The sequence below is a fragment of the Enterobacter sp. V87_3 genome, assembly GCF_029967835.1.
Taxonomy (GTDB): Bacteria; Pseudomonadota; Gammaproteobacteria; order Enterobacterales; family Enterobacteriaceae; genus Enterobacter; species Enterobacter cancerogenus.
Genome location: NZ_JASCAM010000023.1, coordinates 14823 through 32772, shown reverse-complemented (window position 1 = coordinate 32772; position 17950 = coordinate 14823). Strand labels below are relative to the sequence as shown.

Annotated in this window: 18 protein-coding genes and 1 pseudogene; 7 read left to right on the top strand and 12 right to left on the bottom strand. The window is 53.7% G+C overall.

Translation table 11 applies throughout. The features are described 5' to 3' along the window. The first annotated feature begins 12 nt into the window (after positions 1–12). From terC to QLG21_RS11150, 4 genes and pseudogenes are all read left to right on the top strand, one after another. Positions 13–1053 carry a tellurium resistance membrane protein TerC gene (terC, locus tag QLG21_RS11165; RefSeq protein WP_282484405.1) on the top strand — a complete coding sequence of 347 codons (1041 nt, stop codon included), beginning with the start codon at positions 13–15 and terminating at the stop codon, positions 1051–1053. A 48-nt stretch (positions 1054–1101) separates the two neighbouring features. Further along, the gene (terD, locus tag QLG21_RS11160) at positions 1102–1680 is read left to right on the top strand and encodes a tellurium resistance membrane protein TerD (protein WP_282484404.1); all 579 of its coding nucleotides are present in this window, start codon (positions 1102–1104) and stop codon (positions 1678–1680) included. Between the two features lie 68 nt (positions 1681–1748). After that, positions 1749–2324 carry a TerD family protein gene (locus QLG21_RS11155; protein ID WP_282484403.1) on the top strand — a complete coding sequence of 192 codons (576 nt, stop codon included), beginning with the start codon at positions 1749–1751 and terminating at the stop codon, positions 2322–2324. Positions 2325–2534: 210 nt separating this feature from the next. Further along, positions 2535–3787: pseudogene (locus tag QLG21_RS11150) on the top strand (VWA domain-containing protein). A 272-nt stretch (positions 3788–4059) separates the two neighbouring features. On the opposite strand, the gene QLG21_RS11145 reads toward QLG21_RS11150, so the two are convergent. The 3 genes from QLG21_RS11145 to QLG21_RS11135 form a co-directional block, all read right to left on the bottom strand. Next, the gene (locus QLG21_RS11145; protein WP_137848620.1) at positions 4060–5379 is read right to left on the bottom strand and encodes a type II toxin-antitoxin system HipA family toxin; all 1320 of its coding nucleotides are present in this window, start codon (positions 5377–5379) and stop codon (positions 4060–4062) included. After that, positions 5379–5636: a type II toxin-antitoxin system antitoxin HipB gene (gene hipB, locus QLG21_RS11140; protein ID WP_101737717.1), complete on the bottom strand. Its 258-nt coding sequence runs from the start codon at positions 5634–5636 to the stop codon at positions 5379–5381. Before hipB ends, QLG21_RS11145 begins: the two co-directional genes overlap by 1 nt. A 117-nt stretch (positions 5637–5753) precedes the next feature. Next, positions 5754–6512 (bottom strand): DeoR/GlpR family DNA-binding transcription regulator, encoded by a 759-nt coding sequence (locus tag QLG21_RS11135; protein ID WP_137848893.1) that lies wholly within the window; start codon positions 6510–6512, stop codon positions 5754–5756. Positions 6513–6598: 86 nt separating this feature from the next. Between QLG21_RS11135 and QLG21_RS11130 the strand changes: the two genes are divergently transcribed. Together QLG21_RS11130 and tam are read left to right on the top strand one after the other, a co-directional pair. Beyond that, entirely contained in the window at positions 6599–7183 is a 585-nt protein-coding gene (locus QLG21_RS11130) for a hydrolase YffH (RefSeq protein WP_006175284.1), read from the top strand. An 85-nt stretch (positions 7184–7268) separates the two neighbouring features. Beyond that, positions 7269–8027, top strand: a complete 759-nt coding sequence (gene tam, locus QLG21_RS11125) for a trans-aconitate 2-methyltransferase (protein ID WP_282484402.1) — start codon at positions 7269–7271, stop codon at positions 8025–8027. A gap of 8 nt (positions 8028–8035) precedes the next feature. On the opposite strand, the gene QLG21_RS11120 is transcribed toward tam, so the two are convergent. From QLG21_RS11120 to QLG21_RS11100, 5 genes are all read right to left on the bottom strand, one after another. Next, positions 8036–9226 carry a cytochrome c biogenesis protein/redoxin gene (locus QLG21_RS11120; RefSeq protein WP_282484401.1) on the bottom strand — a complete coding sequence of 397 codons (1191 nt, stop codon included), beginning with the start codon at positions 9224–9226 and terminating at the stop codon, positions 8036–8038. A 137-nt stretch (positions 9227–9363) separates the two neighbouring features. Further along, complete coding sequence (locus QLG21_RS11115) at positions 9364–10662, bottom strand: ATP-binding protein (RefSeq protein WP_006175279.1); 1299 nt, start codon at positions 10660–10662, stop codon at positions 9364–9366. Continuing rightward, entirely contained in the window at positions 10659–11399 is a 741-nt protein-coding gene (locus QLG21_RS11110; protein WP_006175274.1) for a response regulator, read from the bottom strand. The genes QLG21_RS11115 and QLG21_RS11110 overlap by 4 nt, the downstream gene beginning before the upstream one ends. A 44-nt stretch (positions 11400–11443) precedes the next feature. Then, entirely contained in the window at positions 11444–12439 is a 996-nt protein-coding gene (locus tag QLG21_RS11105; protein ID WP_282484400.1) for an alpha/beta hydrolase, read from the bottom strand. Positions 12440–12583: 144 nt separating this feature from the next. Further along, positions 12584–13024 (bottom strand): GNAT family N-acetyltransferase, encoded by a 441-nt coding sequence (locus QLG21_RS11100; protein ID WP_102890865.1) that lies wholly within the window; start codon positions 13022–13024, stop codon positions 12584–12586. A 114-nt stretch (positions 13025–13138) separates the two neighbouring features. Here QLG21_RS11100 and QLG21_RS11095 point away from each other — a divergent pair, with 114 nt between their 5' ends. After that, positions 13139–13687: a GNAT family N-acetyltransferase gene (locus QLG21_RS11095; RefSeq protein WP_088209095.1), complete on the top strand. Its 549-nt coding sequence runs from the start codon at positions 13139–13141 to the stop codon at positions 13685–13687. On the opposite strand, the gene QLG21_RS11090 is transcribed toward QLG21_RS11095, so the two are convergent. The 4 genes from QLG21_RS11090 to QLG21_RS11075 form a co-directional block, all read right to left on the bottom strand. Then, entirely contained in the window at positions 13675–14589 is a 915-nt protein-coding gene (locus QLG21_RS11090; RefSeq protein WP_006175268.1) for a bestrophin family protein, read from the bottom strand. The genes QLG21_RS11095 and QLG21_RS11090 overlap by 13 nt on opposite strands. A gap of 198 nt (positions 14590–14787) precedes the next feature. Next, the gene (locus QLG21_RS11085) at positions 14788–16239 is read right to left on the bottom strand and encodes a tagaturonate reductase (protein WP_282484399.1); all 1452 of its coding nucleotides are present in this window, start codon (positions 16237–16239) and stop codon (positions 14788–14790) included. A gap of 118 nt (positions 16240–16357) precedes the next feature. Next, positions 16358–16885: a GNAT family N-acetyltransferase gene (locus tag QLG21_RS11080; protein WP_006175264.1), complete on the bottom strand. Its 528-nt coding sequence runs from the start codon at positions 16883–16885 to the stop codon at positions 16358–16360. A gap of 84 nt (positions 16886–16969) precedes the next feature. Continuing rightward, positions 16970–17935: a sensor domain-containing diguanylate cyclase gene (locus QLG21_RS11075; RefSeq protein WP_282484398.1), complete on the bottom strand. Its 966-nt coding sequence runs from the start codon at positions 17933–17935 to the stop codon at positions 16970–16972. Positions 17936–17950 lie beyond the last annotated feature (15 nt).

Sequence of the window (17950 nt, the reverse complement as noted above, 5' to 3'; positions counted from 1 at the left end):
TAAGGGTAAAAAATGGTTTCAACACACATCGGCTTCCCGACTGAAACAGTCACTGTTTTCATTGCGCTTTCAGTCGGTGCCATCTTTATTGACCTGTTTATGCACCGGGATGATAAGCCCATTTCTCTGAAGAGTGCGGCGCTCTGGTCTGTATTCTGGGTTGTGGTGGCGATGACATTTGCCGGTTTCCTCTACATTCATCACGGCGCTGAAGTCGCCAGCCTGTTCGTCACGGGTTATGCGCTGGAGAAAGTGCTTTCGGTCGACAACCTGTTTGTCATGATGGCCATCTTCTCCTGGTTTGCTGTACCGGATCGCTATCGCCATCGTGTTCTGTACTGGGGGATTATTGGTGCCATTATCTTCCGGGGCATCTTTGTTGCCATCGGTACAGGCCTGCTGAGTTTGGGGCCGTATGTCGAAGTCGTCTTCGCTGTCATCGTTGCCTGGACAGCGGTCATGATGCTTAAAAGCGGTGATGACGATGATGAAATTGAGGATTACTCCCAGCACCTGGCTTACCGCATGGTGAAACGCTTTTTTCCTGTCTGGCCGAAGCTCACAGGTCATGCATTCCTGCTAAATCAAAAGGAAGTGGATGCCGAACTGGCGAAGCCAGAAAACAGCGATGTGACCATCGGCCGCCTTCAAAAGGCGGCGCTGTATGCTACACCTTTGTTCCTGTGTGTGGCCGTGGTTGAACTTTCTGATGTCATGTTTGCGTTTGATTCAGTACCGGCAATCATTGCCGTCAGTCGTGAGCCACTCATTGTCTACAGTGCCATGATGTTTGCCATCCTGGGCCTGCGTACCCTGTACTTTGTCCTTGAGGCACTGAAACAGTATCTGGTTCACCTGGAGAAGGCCGTCATCGTGCTGCTGTTTTTCATTGCGGCGAAACTGGGTCTGAATGCGACCGATCACATCTGGCAGCATGGCTATAGCATCCCGGCAACAACCAGCCTGTATGTCGTACTGGGTGTTCTCGCGCTGGGTATCATTGCAAGCGTTATGTTCCCGAGCAAGCCTGAATCTGAGGAAAAGGTGAGCTGATCCCCTTGGGGGTTAACCTTAATAATGAGTAATCTAAGAGGTTGTTTTATGAGTGTTTCTCTTTCAAAAGGCGGGAACGTCTCCCTGAGTAAAGCTGCGCCGTCGATGAAAAATGTCCTGGTGGGGCTTGGCTGGGATGCACGTTCAACGGACGGTCAGGACTTTGACCTTGATGCTTCAGCATTCTTGCTGGCCGCTAACGGTAAAGTGCGCGGTGACGCTGATTTCATCTTCTATAACAACCTGATGTCAGCTGACGGTTCCGTAACGCATACCGGCGATAACCGTACCGGTGAAGGCGAGGGCGATGATGAATCCCTGAAAATTAAACTGAACGCCGTTCCGGGTGATGTTGACAAGATCATCTTCGTTGTGACGATCCATGATGCGCAGGCACGTCGTCAGAGCTTTGGTCAGGTGTCTGGCGCGTTTATTCGCCTGGTTAATGACGATAACCAAACTGAAGTCGCTCGCTACGATCTGACCGAAGATGCGTCCACTGAAACCGCCATGCTGTTTGGCGAGCTGTATCGTCACAATGGTGAATGGAAATTCCGCGCAGTGGGTCAGGGGTATGCGGGTGGTCTGGCATCTGTTTGTGCCCAGTACGGCATTAATGCGTCCTGATGGAAAAATAATTTTTATACCTGGGGCTGTCGATTCAGCCCTAATTCAACTGTTTGCAGGAGCTTAAAATGGCAGTTTCTCTCGTAAAAGGCGGCAATGTATCTCTGACCAAAGAAGCACCAACCATGAATGTAGCGATGGTTGGCCTGGGCTGGGATGCGCGTGTAACTGATGGTCAGGCTTTTGACCTGGACGCTTCCGTTTTCGCTGTGGGTGAAGACGGTAAAGTGCTTTCAGACGGCCACTTCATTTTCTTCAATAATAAAAACTCCCCTGATGGTGCGGTAGAACACCAGGGTGACAACCGTACCGGTGAAGGAGACGGCGACGATGAGCAGGTCAAAATCGATCTGATCAAAGTCTCAGCTGAGATCAAAAAACTGGTGTTTGCCGTTACCATCTATGATGCAGAAGCGCGTAAACAAAACTTCGGCATGGTGAGCAACAGCTACATGCGCGTATTTAATAATGATAATGGCGCAGAAATTGCCCGTTTCGATCTGTCTGAAGATGCCTCGACCGAAACCGCTATGATCTTCGGTGAACTGTATCGCCATGGTACAGAGTGGAAGTTCAAAGCCGTCGGCCAGGGCTTTGCGGGTGGCCTGAGCGCTCTTGCGTCTCAGCACGGCGTCAACATCTAAAATAACGTTGGTTCTGACCCCGGCACCCTGTCGGGGTTTTTTTTGGGTTACGATCCGCTATCAGAGGGTTAATGAGAGAAAGAAGGGACGGGCATATCTGTTTGCAGTGCAATTTAACTACTGCTGTGGGCATGACAAAAGAATGACTCGAACCAGTCTCTGATTGTGCCGGTATTCAGACCCTTATAATCATAAATCAGGAGAGTTATTGTGAATTTACAACCCGGACAAAACATTTTACTTCAGCAAACTTATATCAGGTTAAATCTCCAGTATCCTTCCAAACCCGGCTTTAAAGGTGACCCTGATACTTGCCTGTTTCTGCTTAATGCTCAGGGTAAGATTACGGGTGATGCCGACTTTATTTTTTATAATAATCTGTCTTCTCCTGAGGGAGCTGTAAAGCTGGTTACCGGTACCCACCAGTCCAGTATTGATATCATGCTGGATCGTGTTCCGTCTACTATTAGTAAAATCGCGATCACTGTTGTTATTGATGGTGAGGACACCATTAGCGGGCTGAATTTGTTAAGTATCCAGATCCCGGGTATCGCTGAGTATAAGGCAGAAACTCAGGGACGTAGTGAGAAAGCAATCATCCTGGGTGAAGTATATTGCCATAAGGGTGCCTGGAAATTTCGTGCGCTTGGCCAGGGATTCAACGGTGGGCTTGAGCCTTTGGCCATTAGCTATGGTGTTGATGTCGCACAACCGGCTCCGCAGCCAGCACAACCTGCTCGTATAAGTCTGGAAAAGAAACTGGAAACCAAATCACCGCGCCTTGTAAGCCTTGCTAAAAAGGCCTCGGTCAGCCTCACTAAAATAAACTGGACACACTGCAGGCAACTGTTGCGTTTGTGCTTGACGCGTCTGGTTCCATGAGTGGGCAGTTCAGTAAGGGCAACGTTCAGTCCGTACTGGATCGCATTGCCGTGATTGCCGCCCAGTTCGATGAAAACGGTGAAATGGACGTCTGGGGGTTTGGAGAGAAATACAAGAAGTATCCAAACGTTACGCTGGACAATCTGGACAACTACATTCAAACCATTCGAGGGGTTGCCAGACGTTCTACCTGGGAGAACTTGCCGGGACTTGGTGCAAAAAACAATGAGCCTCCGGTCATGGAAGAAATTGTCGACTATTTCAAGAGCTCAAAACTCCCTGTATATGTTGTATTTATTACCGATGGTGGAATCAGCAAGACTCGTGAGATCAAAGATGCTATTCGACGTTCTGCTAACTATCCCATTTTCTGGAAGTTTGTCGGGCTGGGTGGTTCAAATTACGGCATCCTCAAAAAGTTGGATGGCTTTAAAGATCGCCGTGTTGATAACACACATTTCTTTGCTATGGATGATTTTGGTTCAATCAGCGACGAAAAACTGTATGACAACTTACTGGAAGAATTCCGAACTTGGATCGATGAAGCGAAGCGCACAGGGCTTTTAGAGTTTAATTTTTAGGTGTTCAACCTTATAACGCGACGCTTTAATGTAGCAGCATGTTGCCCACAAGAAGTCTCTGGTACTTTTTGTGGGACCAAAGTTGGCCGGGGTAGGGTATAGGTCTAAGGAACGGGAAACAACGAAAGTGCTTTGAGTTGCCCGCGATAACTGGGTCTATACGTACCAATATCATTTAACATAATATACATTATGCGCACTAACATACCATCACATCAAAACCAGTAATTCTACAACGTCATTGCCCACCTTCATCGCATCACCCAGACCGCTCACTTTCCAACCTCTTTACATAAACGCGCATGCAACCGGCGCACGTTGGATGTTATCGACGTCGCCACCTTGTCGGAAAAACCCTCCGGCAGCGAATCCATAACCTCGTTAAGCGCCAGCGGGACGTGATCTGCGAACGACTGCATAATCTCTCTCATCCGATCCTCCGGGAACTTCACCGCTTTTGCAGTTGCCATAAAATGGCGCGGATGAATTTTATCGATGGCATTTTTTCGGCCCCTGGATGCCGTCAGGCCCATTGCCAGTTTCAAATCGCTGATGTGAATACCGGCGCCACCGAGTACCGGGAATGCCGAGATGATGTCATAGAATGGCGTCAGCCGATAACTTCCGCCCGCCTGTATAAATACCGAGAAATTTTTAGCATGGCCGTCGGTTGCGCCCAACAGCCACTGAAACACCTGGAACTTCATAAAGTTGTGGCGATCTTTCAGTGCAGCGCTAGAGCCGAGTAAAAATGACATGATTTGCGCAATGCCGGGGCCACCGTCGGATTCGTACTTTAACGAGGAAGGCAGTCCGAATGTCTGACACATATCTTCCTGAGGCAGCCGCAGTAACACGGTGCGGTCTGCATTCCAGCGCCTGTCGAAGCGTTCCACGGCAAGCGCGCGCACCCTGCCCGCGTTGATGATTTCCGCTTTCGGCACCTTAAAACCCAGTGCGTTTGCGAACTTGAGGCAGAAATATTCGTTATCGACGCTGTCGCGTAAATCCAGCGTAGCGTTAGGCTGCCTGATTTCGCCGATCGGCAACTTAATGATATGGGTCGTTGGCATCGTGCCTTTCGGGATGCACCAGTCATCTCCCTTTTTTAATAACGCCGTCTTTTCCTGGGCGCCGGCGACGGAAATGCGAAAATCATTTTCGTCATCAATCATCCCCAGTGGAATATCGGATTTATAGGCCGAGAGTATTGCTTCCAGCTTCTGCTCGCTGAGCGTTTCCCAGGCCATGACCGGATTCAGGCTCGCTTCTTCTGGCGGCAGTAACGTCACGGCGCCCACGCTGTCGCGACCTATTTCTGCCAGTAAATCAAAAGGTTGTTTAGATTTCGCCTGATAGCGTTTCACGATGCGATCCCTGACGACAGGACTGTCCGGCAGGAGGTTATCAAAGAAGTTAAAAACGGCATCAGAGGTGATATTACCGGTTTGCAGCGGCAGAGATAACGACAAAGGCCGGGCGTACGGGCTAGATAGCCACCTTTTGTCATACCTGTACGTATGTGCACCGGTTGGCAATTTCGTCAGTTCACCGACGCGTTCGTTATTCATCCATGTCACTAATGTCGGCATTACCAGTCCAGCTCCTGTGGATTATCGGCAACCGCATGGTCTGCTTCGTGCAAAGACACGCTCATCTCAAGCGACTGGAGTATCTTAAAAAACGTCGCTAGCGTGGTATTGTCCGGGGCATTTTCAAAATTGGAAATCGTCGCCTGCTTAATGCCTATCTTTTTTGCCAGCTCACTCTGGGTCCAGTTGTTTTTTTGGCGAACCAGCCTCATGGCGTTCGCCAGCTGCGTCGGGCTGTATATCATGGGTGCTTTCATCGTGTCTCGCTCTCACCGTGAGTTTATCCCCTATGGGGGATAAGCACAGTATTATCCCCTATAGGGGATAAATCAAATGATATCCCTTCAAAGGGATAACGAAACCTGGTTTAGCGGTCACGCGGCCTTAACGGCTGAAACGCCCTTTTCTTCGATGGCATTTATCCACGCGCGATCGGTATTCGCTTCAACCACAACCGTATTGGCGAGCGACAGGCCGCCGATAACAAAAGATGATGCCGCGTTGATTTTTTCCGGCGAAGCGAGCACGACCGTCTCTGCTGCTCTGCCTGAGAAAGCGCGTTTGATAGAGGCTTCTTCATAATCACCGGTTGTCAGCCCGGCTTCCGGATGGATGCCCGTGACGCCCATAAAGAACAGGTCGGCCTGGATCTTTTCAATGCCCTCCACTGCCGCCGCGCCGACCGTCACAATGGAGTGTTTGTAGAGCCGACCTCCAATCAAAATCACCTCGATGTATGGATGATTGATAAGGCCCAGCGCAATGCCCGGGCTGTGCGTCACAACGGTAATGTTCAAATCCTGCGGCAGAAAGGTGATCAGCTCGGACGTCGTGGTTCCTCCGTCGATAATCACAACCTGACCTGGCGAAATCAGCTGCGCGCCGCAGCGGGCTACGTTTTTCTTGGCATCCACCTTTAAAGTCTGGCGTTCGGCAAAAGGTGCCGTCGCGGATGATGCCGGCAGCGCCCCGCCGTGAACGCGCTGCAAACGCCCTTCTGCCGCAAGCTCACGTAAATCGCGGCGGATGGTATCCTCCGAAACGCCAAAATGAAGGCTTAACGCCTTCGATTGCACCTGTCCGTCGGCGTGGAGTATGTCGATAATGAATTGCTTTCGCTGGCTGGTCAGCATAATCAGATCCTGAAGTTGCATGTTTTATCTTGATGACGCACGTTATTGCTGCTTATTATAGCTTCTCATCCTAAGGAGAAGCAAACATGCCCTTGCAACGTGCAGATATACGCATTATTGCGGACGAAATATTGTCCAATAACTGGTACAGCCTGAAAAAATACACGTTCGACCGCCAGCGCCACGATGGGGAGTGGCAGCGTCAGACACGTGAGGTTTACGACCGGGGAAACGGGGCGACGATTTTGCTCTACAACCGCGACAAAAAGACGGTCATCTTGACGCGCCAGTTCCGATTTCCGGTATTTATCAATGGTCACGCGGGCGATCTCATTGAGGCCGCTGCCGGGCTTCTCGATAACCTGGATCCTGAAAGTCGTATTAAGGCGGAAGCCGAGGAAGAGACCGGTTTTCGGGTATCGCGCGTGGAAAAAGTGTTCGAGGCCTACATGAGCCCTGGCTCGGTCACGGAAAAACTCTATTTCTTCCTCGCGGAATATCACCCCCAGGATCGGGCCAGCGCCGGTGGCGGGATCAAGGCTGAAGGCGAAGATATCGAGGTGCTGGAGCTTACGCTCGACGAGGCGTTAAAGGGCATTGAAAAGGGTCTGATCGTCGACGGTAAAACCATCATGCTGCTGTATCACGTTGCGCTGAAAGGCATTTTATAGGCTTGTGTCTTAACAGCTGCCTGCCGCCGTGCAGGTGGCTGCCTGTGCTATTCTTGCTGAACCATGCATGACGGAGATGTAAAAAATGGCCGACTGGAATCCCTCTCTTTACCTGCAATACGGTGAAGAACGCACACGACCCGCAGCAGAACTGCTCGCCCGCGTTCAGCTTGATGATGTCGCCTCGATTGTCGATTTGGGTTGCGGCCCCGGAAACAGTACCGCGTTGCTTCGCCAGCGCTGGCCTGATGCCGACATTACCGGGGTGGATAATTCTCCGGCGATGCTGGAGGAAGCACGAGCTGCACTGCCCGGCTGCCGCTTCGTAGAGGCGGATATCCGCCAGTACAGGCCGCAGGAGCCGCTTAGCCTGATTTACGCCAACGCCTCGCTGCAGTGGATACCCAATCATTACGATCTGCTGCCGCATCTGGTTTCCCTGCTGCGCTTAAACGGTGTGCTGGCGATCCAGATGCCGGATAACTGGCTCGAACCAACCCACGTCGCCATGCGTGACGTGGCCAGCGAACAGGGCTACCCGAACCGTGGTCGGGAACCGCTGCCGGGCGTTCACGCCTATTACGATATTCTGACGGAGGCAGGCTGCGAGGTGGATATCTGGCGGACCACCTATTTCCACAAAATGGGTTCACATCAGGCGATTATTGACTGGGTCAGTGCGACGGGTTTACGCCCGTGGTTGCAGGATCTCAACGAGAGTGAGCAGAAAAACTACCTCAAACGCTACCATCAGCTGCTGGAAGCGCAGTATCCGCTCCAGGAAAACGGGCAGATACTGCTGGCCTTTCCACGACTGTTTATTGTCGCCAAACGCGTACCCTGAGGCGACGATCAGGAGCGGGCTTCTTTCAGCAGCTGCTGAATAACCTGCTCCTGTTTTTCATAATCCCCCTCGCCAAAAGCGGTATAACGCAGCTGGCCTTTCGCATCGAAGTAATAGTGTGCGGGCCAGTACTGATTGCCGAACGCGGTCCAGATTTTATAGTTATTGTCCGCCACTACCCGGTACGGCAATTGCCATTTATTCACCGCGTTTTTAACGGACGAAAGCGGTTTTTCCCACGGGTATTCTGGCGTATGGACACCGATGACGACCAGGCCCTGCGACTGGTATTTATTCGCCCAGTCACGCACATGCGGCAGCGTATGCTGGCAGTTAATGCAGTCCCAGGTCCAGAAATCGATCAGGACCACCTTGCCTCGTAGTGATTCAGAAGTGACAGGGTCACCATTTACCCAACCGGTTCCGCCGTCCAGAGACGGTAACTGGCTGGTCGTCGTCGTTTGCACCACAGGCTGCAGTTTCACCCCGGTACTGGCGGGTTTAACCAGTGTTAAGAGCGTATTCTCGAGCCGATCGGCAAGCCCGTTGGCCCCTTGCAACGCCGAGGTCATTCCGGTGGCGTTGAATACCACGGCGACCAGCATCATGACGCCCGCCCCCTGACGCAGCCGCTCCATAAGGGCCGATTTTGCCCGTAAAGGCGCCATCAGCCGGCGTCCGCCCACGGCAAGCAGGCCCAGCATCGCGGCACAACCGCTGCCGTATGCGGCGAGCAGCGCGCCGGTTGCGATAGCCGAATGGCCAGCAATGTTGATGCTAAAAATCGCGCCAAGGATCGGTCCGGCACAGGGTGACCAAAGCAGCCCTACCGCCAGCCCGCCGAGGAAAGCGGAAAGCACCCCGCGCGTCTGTCCACTGCGGGCGTTTAACACATTTCCTGCGGCAACGGCAGGCCCGGCAATGCGTTGAGCAAACTGCGGAAAGATAAGCGCCAGGGCCGCCACCGCAAGAATAACGAGAGCAACCCCGCGCCCTATCACCGTCGCCTGCGCAATGCTGTCGCTGGCAACCGTGACGACCATCGCCACCAGGGTAAACATCACGATCATACCGGAGAGGAGCGCCAGGAACTGACGGCGCTGTCCCTGGAAACCCGCAAACAGCAGCGGAATAACCGGGAGCGTACAGGGGCTGAGCAGACTTATCATCCCGCCCAAAAAAGCGATAATCAGAAACATAATGACCTCACATATCAGAGTGGCTGCGAAACTGCAGTGGGGTCATTTGAACGTACTGATGTATTCAGGTTATGTGCAAAACGGCGAATTTTGTCTTTCAGCGTATCGCGGTGGCAATGCGATACAAAGCCGTACAATTACCGACGTGGCAGCGTGACGCTCACGTCCAGCCCGCCTTCTGCCCGGTTGGCCAGATGCAGTTTGCCGTTGAGCTGGGCGGTAAGTTGGGTGGCGATTGCCAGCCCTAGCCCGGTTCCGCCGGTCTCGCGGTTACGCGACGTCTCGACCCGGTAAAATGGCTGCAGTACCGCCTCGATCTCCGCCTCCGGGATCCCCGGGCCGTTATCCAGAATATGAATAACAACCTCTTCTTCACTGATATTATCAATTCTGATGATGGCCTCTCCGCCAAACTTCAGGGCATTATCGAGCAGGTTGGTCATTACCCTGCGCAGCGCCTGCGGACGCGTGACGATGGGCAATCGCGCCTCGTTTGCATGAAACTGCACGTTTTTACCAATGTCCTGATAGTCGCTGGCAATACTGTTGATCCACGCGTTAAGTTCCATCTTTAGCGTGGTCTCTTCGAGGGTTTCTGATGACCGGGCATACGCAATGCCTTCACGTACGAGGCGCGACATATTGTCCAGGTCATTCAGCAGCTTGTCGCGAAGTTCTGGCTGTTCGGCCATCTCCACGCGCAGCTTCATGCGGGTTATGGGGGTCTGAAGATCGTGCGAAATCGAGGCCAGGATTTGCGCCCGCTCCCGCAGGTAGGACTGAATGCGCGACTGCATCGCATTAAACGCGTGTGCCGCCCGACGGACTTCCATCGGCCCTTTTTCCGTCATGGGCATGTTAGCGGCGGGATCAAGGGTGTCCACCGCGCGCGTGAACTGTGAAAATGGCCGCACCACCTGACGCACGGCAATCCATGAGCAAAGCGCAACCAGCAGCAGCTGCAAAACCAGCACCACGGGAAGCCAGCTGGCGACCGGCGGCATGCGGGGGATCAGATCGATGGTTAACGGCGCGCCGTCGCTCAGCGTCAGATGCGCCTGAATGTGCGAGATCGGCCCGGGAACGGCGGTAAAGTACAACGGGTAGCTGTCTGCCAGCGTCTCTTTTAAGGTGCGAATGGCGTCGCGCGAGCGTTTATCCCGGGGAGGAGAACCCGGCTCTCCCGGCCCGAGCAGATAACGATAGTTACCCCGGTCAAGGCGATCCAGCCACTGCGGACGTTCGTTCGCCGGCAGCCTGTCAAGGATGGCCACGCTGGTCGCCACATCATATTCCAGGTTACCGAGCATCACCGTGCGTGCGCTGCGCATTCGCTCGTAAAGTACCAGAGTCAGGCTGAGAGAGTTAGCCAGCAACAGTCCCAGAAGCACAATAATCAGCAGCCGGGCCAGTAGCGAACGGGGCCAAAGGGTCATTCATTTGCCTCGATAATGGTCACGGGCATGGTGAAAACATAGCCTTCGCTGCGCACGGTTTTGATATAGGCAGGTGTGCGGGCATCCTCATTGAGACGCTGGCGAACGCGGCTCACCAGAAGGTCGATCGAACGTTCGAACAGCTCGGCATCTCGCCCCTGCGTCAGGTTCAGCAGCTGGTCGCGCGTCAGCACGCGCTGTGGATGGTCGAGGAACACGCGCAGAAGCCGGTACTCCGCCCCGCTCAACGCTACCACCATACCTTCATTGTCGATGAGATGGCGGGCAACGGTATCCAGCTGCCATTCGCCAAACACCACTAAACGACCGGCCTCGGTAACCTGCAGATTGGGCGGCATGGTGCGGAAACGGCGCAGGATGGCTTTGATCCGCGCCAACAGTTCACGAGCGACAAAGGGTTTGACAACGTAATCGTCGGCCCCCATTTCCAGGCCGAGGATCCGGTCGGTCTCTTCGTTTCGTGCGGTAAGCATCAGGATCGGCAAATCTTTAAATTTGCTGCTGCGTAGCTGTCGACAGAGGGTTAGTCCGTCATCGCCAGGCATCATGACGTCCAGCACCACCAGGTCGATATGCTGTTTATCAAGCACCACGCGCATCTCTTTGCCGTTGGCCGCGCCGGAGGCGAGATAGCCTGATTTATTAAGGTAATCGACGATTAAGTCACGAATATCCCTGTCGTCATCGACGACAAGGATATGATCAATATGCTCCACCGCAGGCTCCTGACAGAAGGGTAACCAATTGAAAATAGCACATATCAGAGCTTGTCAGCGTCGATAACCGCCTTAGCAAAATCCTGCGGATCTTCCTGCGGTGGATTGTGACCAACGGTTGCCCCAAAGGTGCGGTGTTCATATTTCCCTGTAAATATGCCCGCATAGGCCTCAGGTGCAGGGTGTGGCGCGCCATTGTTACCGCCCTCGATAGTGATCGTCGGTACGGTGATGTTCGGCAGCGCAGCAAGTTTTTGCTCGTAGGCATCATATTTGCGCTCGCCTTTTTCCAGCCCTAAACGCCAGCGGTAGTTGCTGAGGGTGACGGCGACGTGGTCCGGGTTATCGAGCGAGGCGGCGCTGGCGTTAAAGGTCGCGTCGGTAAATTTCCAGTCCGGCGATGCCTGGGACCAGATCAGGCGGGCAAAGTCATGCGTATTTTTGGCGTAGCCTTCTGCCCCGCGCGCGGTGGCGAAATAGAATTGATACCACCACTGCACTTCCGCTTTGGGTGGCAGCGGTTTTTCGCCGATCGCCTGGCTACTGATGAGATATCCGCTGACCGATACAAGGGATTTCACCCGCTCCGGCCAGAGCGCGGCGACGATATCCGCCGTACGGGCACCCCAGTCATAGCCCGCGAAGACCGCTTGCTTGATATTCAGGGCATCCATCAGGTTAACGATGTCTTTCGCCATCGCCGACGGCTGGCCGTTACGCGGCGTTTTGTCCGAGATAAACCGCGTTGTGCCGTAGCCGCGAAGCGAAGGCACGATTACGCGATACCCCTTCGCCGCCAGCAGCGGCGCAACGTCCGCGTAGCTGTGAATGTCATACGGCCAGCCGTGCAGCAATATGACGGGCTGCCCATCTTTCGGGCCGATATCGACATAGCCAACGTTAAGATCGCCGGCGTTGATTTGGTGGACCTGATTAAAGGCGTTTTTGTAATCGGCTCCGGTAACTTCAGCCTGGCAGGACATGACGGTGCCGAGAGAAACGGTTAACGCGAGTGTGGAATAAGCGAGTTTGCTAAACATGATGTTATCTCCGAGTGAGTACAGTTGACGGGGATATAACACCACTGTTTTGTATAGCGGATATGTGTGAAAGGCTCTTTATTGCATGCCTGTGTATGTATCTCCGGCACAGATACACTGTGATACAAACCCAGGCATAAAGGCTTAGAGCGAGATACGATAACGAACGTAATCGTCCGCTTCGCCAAATTTGTCGTACAGCTTGCGCGCCGGATTATTGTGTCGGGTGACCCAGTAAAGTTTTGACCACCCTTCGCGCTTGCCCTCTTCCATCAGCGCATCGATTAACGCCTTCCCGGCCCCCGCCCCCCTGACCTCAGCGTCGACAAACAGATCCTCAAGATAGCAAATCGGCGCCGTTGACCATGTGCCGTCATGCAACACGCACAGGGCGAAACCCACCACCTTGCCCTCGATTTCAGCAACGCGGCAAAACAGAGCAGAATCCGGGTTTAGCGCGCGTTGCCAGGTGGAGGCCGTAACGGATTCATCCAGTTCACAGTCATAAAAATGGGTATATCCATCCCACAGCGTGCGCCACCGGGGGTAATCATCTTCACGTAAAGCACGTACCGTTACGGCTATGTCTTCCTCACTCATTAATGTTCAGGAACGAGAGATTCTCAGTCTGGATTGTGGTAATGATGAAAATACCAGAAGGTGCGCAAATGCATAACGCTAAAAAAAGGAGAACAGCGGATGACGATACCTATCCTGACGACGCCTCGTTTACTACTTAAGCCCCTGGTTGCTGAAGATGCGCCACAGATCCAACAGCGATACCCGCGCTGGGAGATCGTTCGTTATATGGTTTCATCTGTTCCGTGGCCCTATCCCGATGATGGTGCAGAATATTATGTCAATAACGTCGCTCTGCCTGACATGGACAAAGGGATTGCGTGGTTCTGGAGCATCCGCCGACGCGAAGCCCCGGACGAGCTGATGGGGATCATCTGCTTATACGATGTGGAAGACAATAACCGTGGTTTTTGGCTGGCGCCGGAATTTCAGGGCCAGGGGTACATGCGGGAAGCCAGCATTGCGGCGACGGATTACTGGTTCAATACGCTGAACAAACCGGTGCTCCGTGCGCCGAAAGCGGCCGCCAATAGCCGCTCGCAGCGTATTTCAGCCAGTAGCGGCATGCGGCTTATCCGAACTGAAAAGAAAGCCTACGTCAGCGGCCTGCTGGACTCTGAACTGTGGGAAATCACCCGCGACGAATGGAATGCCCGTTACGTCAGCTGATAGTGTTTATCCGGCATCAGTCGCGCTGGAATGTTCTCTTCATCGTTCATCTGCAACAGGTCGCGTTCCATCATGTTGCAGATGGCGTCCAGCGGCAGATCGTTATCCTCGGTACCGAATGGATCTTCCAGCTCCTCTGCCAGGGTGTCCAGCGAGATAAACGTGTAGGAAATCAGCGCCGAGACGAAGGGGGTCATGTAGTGCAAATCCACCACCAGGGCGAACGGCAGCATGATGCAGAAGAGATAAACCGTGCGGTGCAAAATCAGCGTATAGGCAAACGGCACGGGCGTGGTGGCAATGCGCTCGCAGCCGGCAAGCACCACGGACATATCGTTAAGTCGATTGTTGAGACTGTGGAACAAAATGTCTGAGAGCTGCCCTTCCCGACGCCTGACAGCAAGCCATTCCCCCATGATCAGCAAAATGCGGTTTGCCGGAGAGTTTGAGGCCATCACCTTATGCAGATGTTCAGCGGATAAATAGGCTGAAAGCCGATCGGCTTGAGGCTGGCGGCGAAGCGTCATTCTCAGGCAGTGGGCAAACGCTATTTGCAGGCGCACGAATTCCCCGAGATGGGCATCGTCAGGCAAGGTATTTTTTACCTCGCGAAACAGCGACCGGGCCGCTATCATCAACTGCCCCCAAAGCTGGCGAGCTTCGACGTAGCGCGAATAACAGGCGTTATTTCTGAAACCCAGAAAGATCGCGATAGCCACGCCAAGAATGCTGAACGGTGCCACGGTAAACCTGACGCCGAGCGAGGTATACCAGGGCAGCATCGCGATCACAGTAATCGAAAGCAGGAAGTTAAGCAGCAGGCGGGTATAGATTTTGGGTAAAACGGAACCGTGCCAGACGAAAATGAGTTGTAACCAGTGCTGTTGAGGGCGAACAATCATAGTGAGCTTCAGGAAAGGAAAATGCGCCGCTATTAAACGTGATCCCCGTCACGGTTGCAAGTCTGTTAATAGAACATTGCATTTTCTCTCCTGATAAGCGTAAAGCGCACGGTGCTGATGTTCTTTTTTAAAACAGGGTTAAATAGTATGTTGTAACTAATATTATAAATTATCCCGGCCGAAGCCGGGACGAGAAGATTAGCAGAGCGGCTTAACGGCAGCGCGCATACCCTGCTCAAGAATGGCATCCAGATCCGTGGCAACCTGCTCTACCAGTCCCGGAACCTGGGTGAGATCGCTTTCCCAGTGTTCGCTGACGCTCAGAACCGCAGTCACCAGCGCGCGGGTATCGATTTGCTTATCAGTGTGCTGTGCCCAGAGCTGCTGATAACGCGTCAGCCAGTGAGCATCATCCTGCACCGGATAAACGTCACCGTTACGCTCCGCCCGATAAAACGCCATCAGTGCCGCCAGCGCAAAGGTCAGACGAGCCGGCAGTTTGCCGGTGGCCTTCTGCCCCGCCAGCAGCTGCGGCAGAATACGCGTGCGGTATTTGGTCATCCCGTTCAGGGCAATCGACAGCAGCTGATGCTTGATGTACGGATTGCGAAAACGCCCGGTGACGGCGCGGGCAAAGGATTCCAGCTCATCACGCGGCAGGTCCAGCACCGGGATAATTTCCTCGTAAATGGCCTTTTCCACAAACGCGCAGACGTCCGTGTCGTTCATCGCCTCGCCTACCGTATCCAGCCCTGCCAGGAATGCCACTGGCACCAGTGCGGTGTGCGCCCCGTTGAGGATCGCCACTTTACGCTCTTTATACGGCTTAATGTCGTCTACAATCCGTACGTTAAGCGGGAGCTGGTCCAGACGCAGCTCCCGGGCGAGGGATTCAGGCCCTTGAATAACAAACAGATAGAAATGTTCGGCGGTATCGAGAAACGCATCGTGATACCCCAGCCCGGCCTCCAGTTCTGCAGCTTCATCACGCGGATAGCCGGTTACGATACGGTCGACCAGCGTGGAGCAGAAGGTGTTGGCTTCGTTTAGCCACTGGATAAAGGCCGCAGGCAGCGCCCACTCCTGGGCATAACGCAGCACTAACTCTCGTAACGCATCGCCGTTGTAATCAATCAGCTCGCACGGAATGATGACCCAGCCTTTATCCGCCGCCCCGTTAAAGTGGCTGAAACGCTCGTAGAGCAGACGCGTCAGTTTAGCCGGATAGCTAACCGCAGGCGCATCGTCGAACGCATCCCCGGCGTGATAGCTGATCCCCGCTTCGGTGGTGTTCGAGAAAACAAAGCGCATGTACGGATTATGGGCAAGCTTCAGGAACTGGTCGTACTGGCTATAGACGCTAATTTCACGGTTAACCGAGCGGATAAGGCGTGCATCGCTCACGGCTTCGCCCTGCTCGTTCAGCCCGCGAATGATCGTGGTGTAGAGACCATCCTGCGTGCTCAGCGACGGCGGGAAATCGCTCTGAATCGGGCGAACAATCACGATTCCGGAGTTAAGGTCGGTATGTTCATTGAGCAGATCGATTTGCCAGTCGATAAACGCGCGCAGGAAATTACCTTCGCCAAACTGAATGATACGCTCCGGGTAAAGCTCGCCAGGGAAATCACGACGGTTGAGTGTGTTCACGACAGGGTTCCTTTTATGATTAGTCATACAGCCTGATAAGATTGGTCTAATAACTTACCAAAACTTAACGACCATAAACCCTGTTTTGATCAAGGGAGCGAGTGGTTGTAAAAAATAATTACAGGAATTTATAGAACAGCGTGGTGCCGGTCAGTTCACCGTCCGGCATAAGCGCATAGCGTGGGATCTCACCGACTTTTTGCCATCCAGCCCGCAGGTAAAAGTGTTCGGCACCGCTCCCGGTTGCCGTATCCAGCACCAGAACCGAAATCCCTTTGTCCCGCGCCACCTGTTCAAGCGCGTTCATGAGCGCCAGCGCAGCGCCTTTGCGTCGCGCCTTTTCGTGAACCAACAGTTTTGCTACGTCGGCACGGTGGGGTTGGTTTTCAGGCTGGTCGGTGATGAGCTGAACCGTCCCGATGAGCTGGCGCTGCTCGTCAAAACAGGCCAGCACGGTACGCTCGCCTCGTGCCACGCTCGCAGCGATATTCAGCCAAAACGCGCGGGCTTTCTCATGGCTAAAGGGCAGCATAAAACTTACCGATGCGCCGCCGTTCACGCAGTTTTCAAGGATGTCGGCCAGCGCATCAAGGTGGGTAAGAAGGATGTCTCGTGACAAGATCTGGAGCTGAAGCGGTGCGTTCATGGATTTTCCCTGTGTTGAGTACCGCTTCACTTTGCGGGTCACCTTTGGGCAACGCAACCCCTCCAGCCATAGGTATTTGTTATGTTATCCCTTCTGGTGACGCTGGCGCTTCATGGCGTACATTTTCTCATCGGCATTTTTCAGCCACTGCTGCATATCGTTGCCGTGATGATCGAATTCGCTCACGCCCCAGGAAAAATGGAGCGACCATGGGTGCTGCTGACGCGCGTTGTAGTGTTCAACCTGTTCGACAAGATAGTGCATGGCGATCCAGGCCCCCTGTTCGTCGGTATCGGCAAACAGCACCGCAAATTCGTCTCCGCCAAAGCGGACCAGCAGGTCAGCCTCACGGAAGGAACTTTGCATCAGACGAGCCATCGCTTTAAGAGCCTTATCGCCTTCATCATGCCCAAAGCGATCGTTGATATCCTTAAAGTGGTCTAAATCCATCCAGCCCAGGGTCAGTGGCTCTGCCCGCCGTCTGGCGACGGAGAGCGCAAATTCGACAATCTGGTTAAAGCCGCGGCGGTTAAACAGCCCCGTCAGTTCATCCGTGGTTGCCGCGCTGACCGCCGCAAACTCATCTTCCGCCAGCGCGCTTAAATCGCTCAGCACGGCAAGATCCGCCGCGTTAAACTCCCGGGGCGCATAGTCGATAAGACACAGCGAGCCGACGCTTGCCCCGTTACGCAGGCGCAGCGGAAATCCGGCATAGAAGCGCACATTGGGTTCGCCTGCCACCAGCGGATTATCCGCGAAGCGGGGATCCTGAAGCATATCCCCCACCACCAGCGGTTTTTCACCGAGGATAGTATGACCGCAGAAAGAGATGTGGCGCGGTACCACGTCAGGCGCTTTGCCGTCGGCCGACTTGACGATAAGCGAATGCTCATCAATCAGATTAACCATAGCCAGCGGTACCTGGAAAAAGCGTTTCGCCAGCCGCGTCAGGCGGTCAAAAGCCGGAGAACGGTCAATATCAAGCAGGCCCGATTCGCGCAGTGCGGCCAGGCGTTCATTTTCATCTGTAGGGGTAGCAGGGGCTTTCATGACATCTCCTTGTGC

What these genes read in the sequence shown, in the direction of transcription:
- QLG21_RS11130 (WP_006175284.1), top strand. Translation starts at nt 6,599, where the DNA reads ATGCCCTTGCAACGTGCAGATATACGCATTATTGCGGACGAAATATTG.
- QLG21_RS11135 (WP_137848893.1), bottom strand. Translation starts at nt 6,512, where the DNA reads ATGCTGACCAGCCAGCGAAAGCAATTCATTATCGACATACTCCACGCC.
- QLG21_RS11145 (WP_137848620.1), bottom strand. Translation starts at nt 5,379, where the DNA reads ATGCCGACATTAGTGACATGGATGAATAACGAACGCGTCGGTGAACTG.
- QLG21_RS11080 (WP_006175264.1), bottom strand. Translation starts at nt 16,885, where the DNA reads ATGAACGCACCGCTTCAGCTCCAGATCTTGTCACGAGACATCCTTCTT.
- QLG21_RS11090 (WP_006175268.1), bottom strand. Translation starts at nt 14,589, where the DNA reads ATGATTGTTCGCCCTCAACAGCACTGGTTACAACTCATTTTCGTCTGG.
- QLG21_RS11115 (WP_006175279.1), bottom strand. Translation starts at nt 10,662, where the DNA reads ATGACCCTTTGGCCCCGTTCGCTACTGGCCCGGCTGCTGATTATTGTG.
- tam (WP_282484402.1), top strand. Translation starts at nt 7,269, where the DNA reads ATGGCCGACTGGAATCCCTCTCTTTACCTGCAATACGGTGAAGAACGC.
- terD (WP_282484404.1), top strand. Translation starts at nt 1,102, where the DNA reads ATGAGTGTTTCTCTTTCAAAAGGCGGGAACGTCTCCCTGAGTAAAGCT.
- hipB (WP_101737717.1), bottom strand. Translation starts at nt 5,636, where the DNA reads ATGAAAGCACCCATGATATACAGCCCGACGCAGCTGGCGAACGCCATG.
- QLG21_RS11075 (WP_282484398.1), bottom strand. Translation starts at nt 17,935, where the DNA reads ATGAAAGCCCCTGCTACCCCTACAGATGAAAATGAACGCCTGGCCGCA.
- terC (WP_282484405.1), top strand. Translation starts at nt 13, where the DNA reads ATGGTTTCAACACACATCGGCTTCCCGACTGAAACAGTCACTGTTTTC.
- QLG21_RS11120 (WP_282484401.1), bottom strand. Translation starts at nt 9,226, where the DNA reads ATGTTTCTGATTATCGCTTTTTTGGGCGGGATGATAAGTCTGCTCAGC.
- QLG21_RS11155 (WP_282484403.1), top strand. Translation starts at nt 1,749, where the DNA reads ATGGCAGTTTCTCTCGTAAAAGGCGGCAATGTATCTCTGACCAAAGAA.
- QLG21_RS11095 (WP_088209095.1), top strand. Translation starts at nt 13,139, where the DNA reads ATGACGATACCTATCCTGACGACGCCTCGTTTACTACTTAAGCCCCTG.
- QLG21_RS11105 (WP_282484400.1), bottom strand. Translation starts at nt 12,439, where the DNA reads ATGTTTAGCAAACTCGCTTATTCCACACTCGCGTTAACCGTTTCTCTC.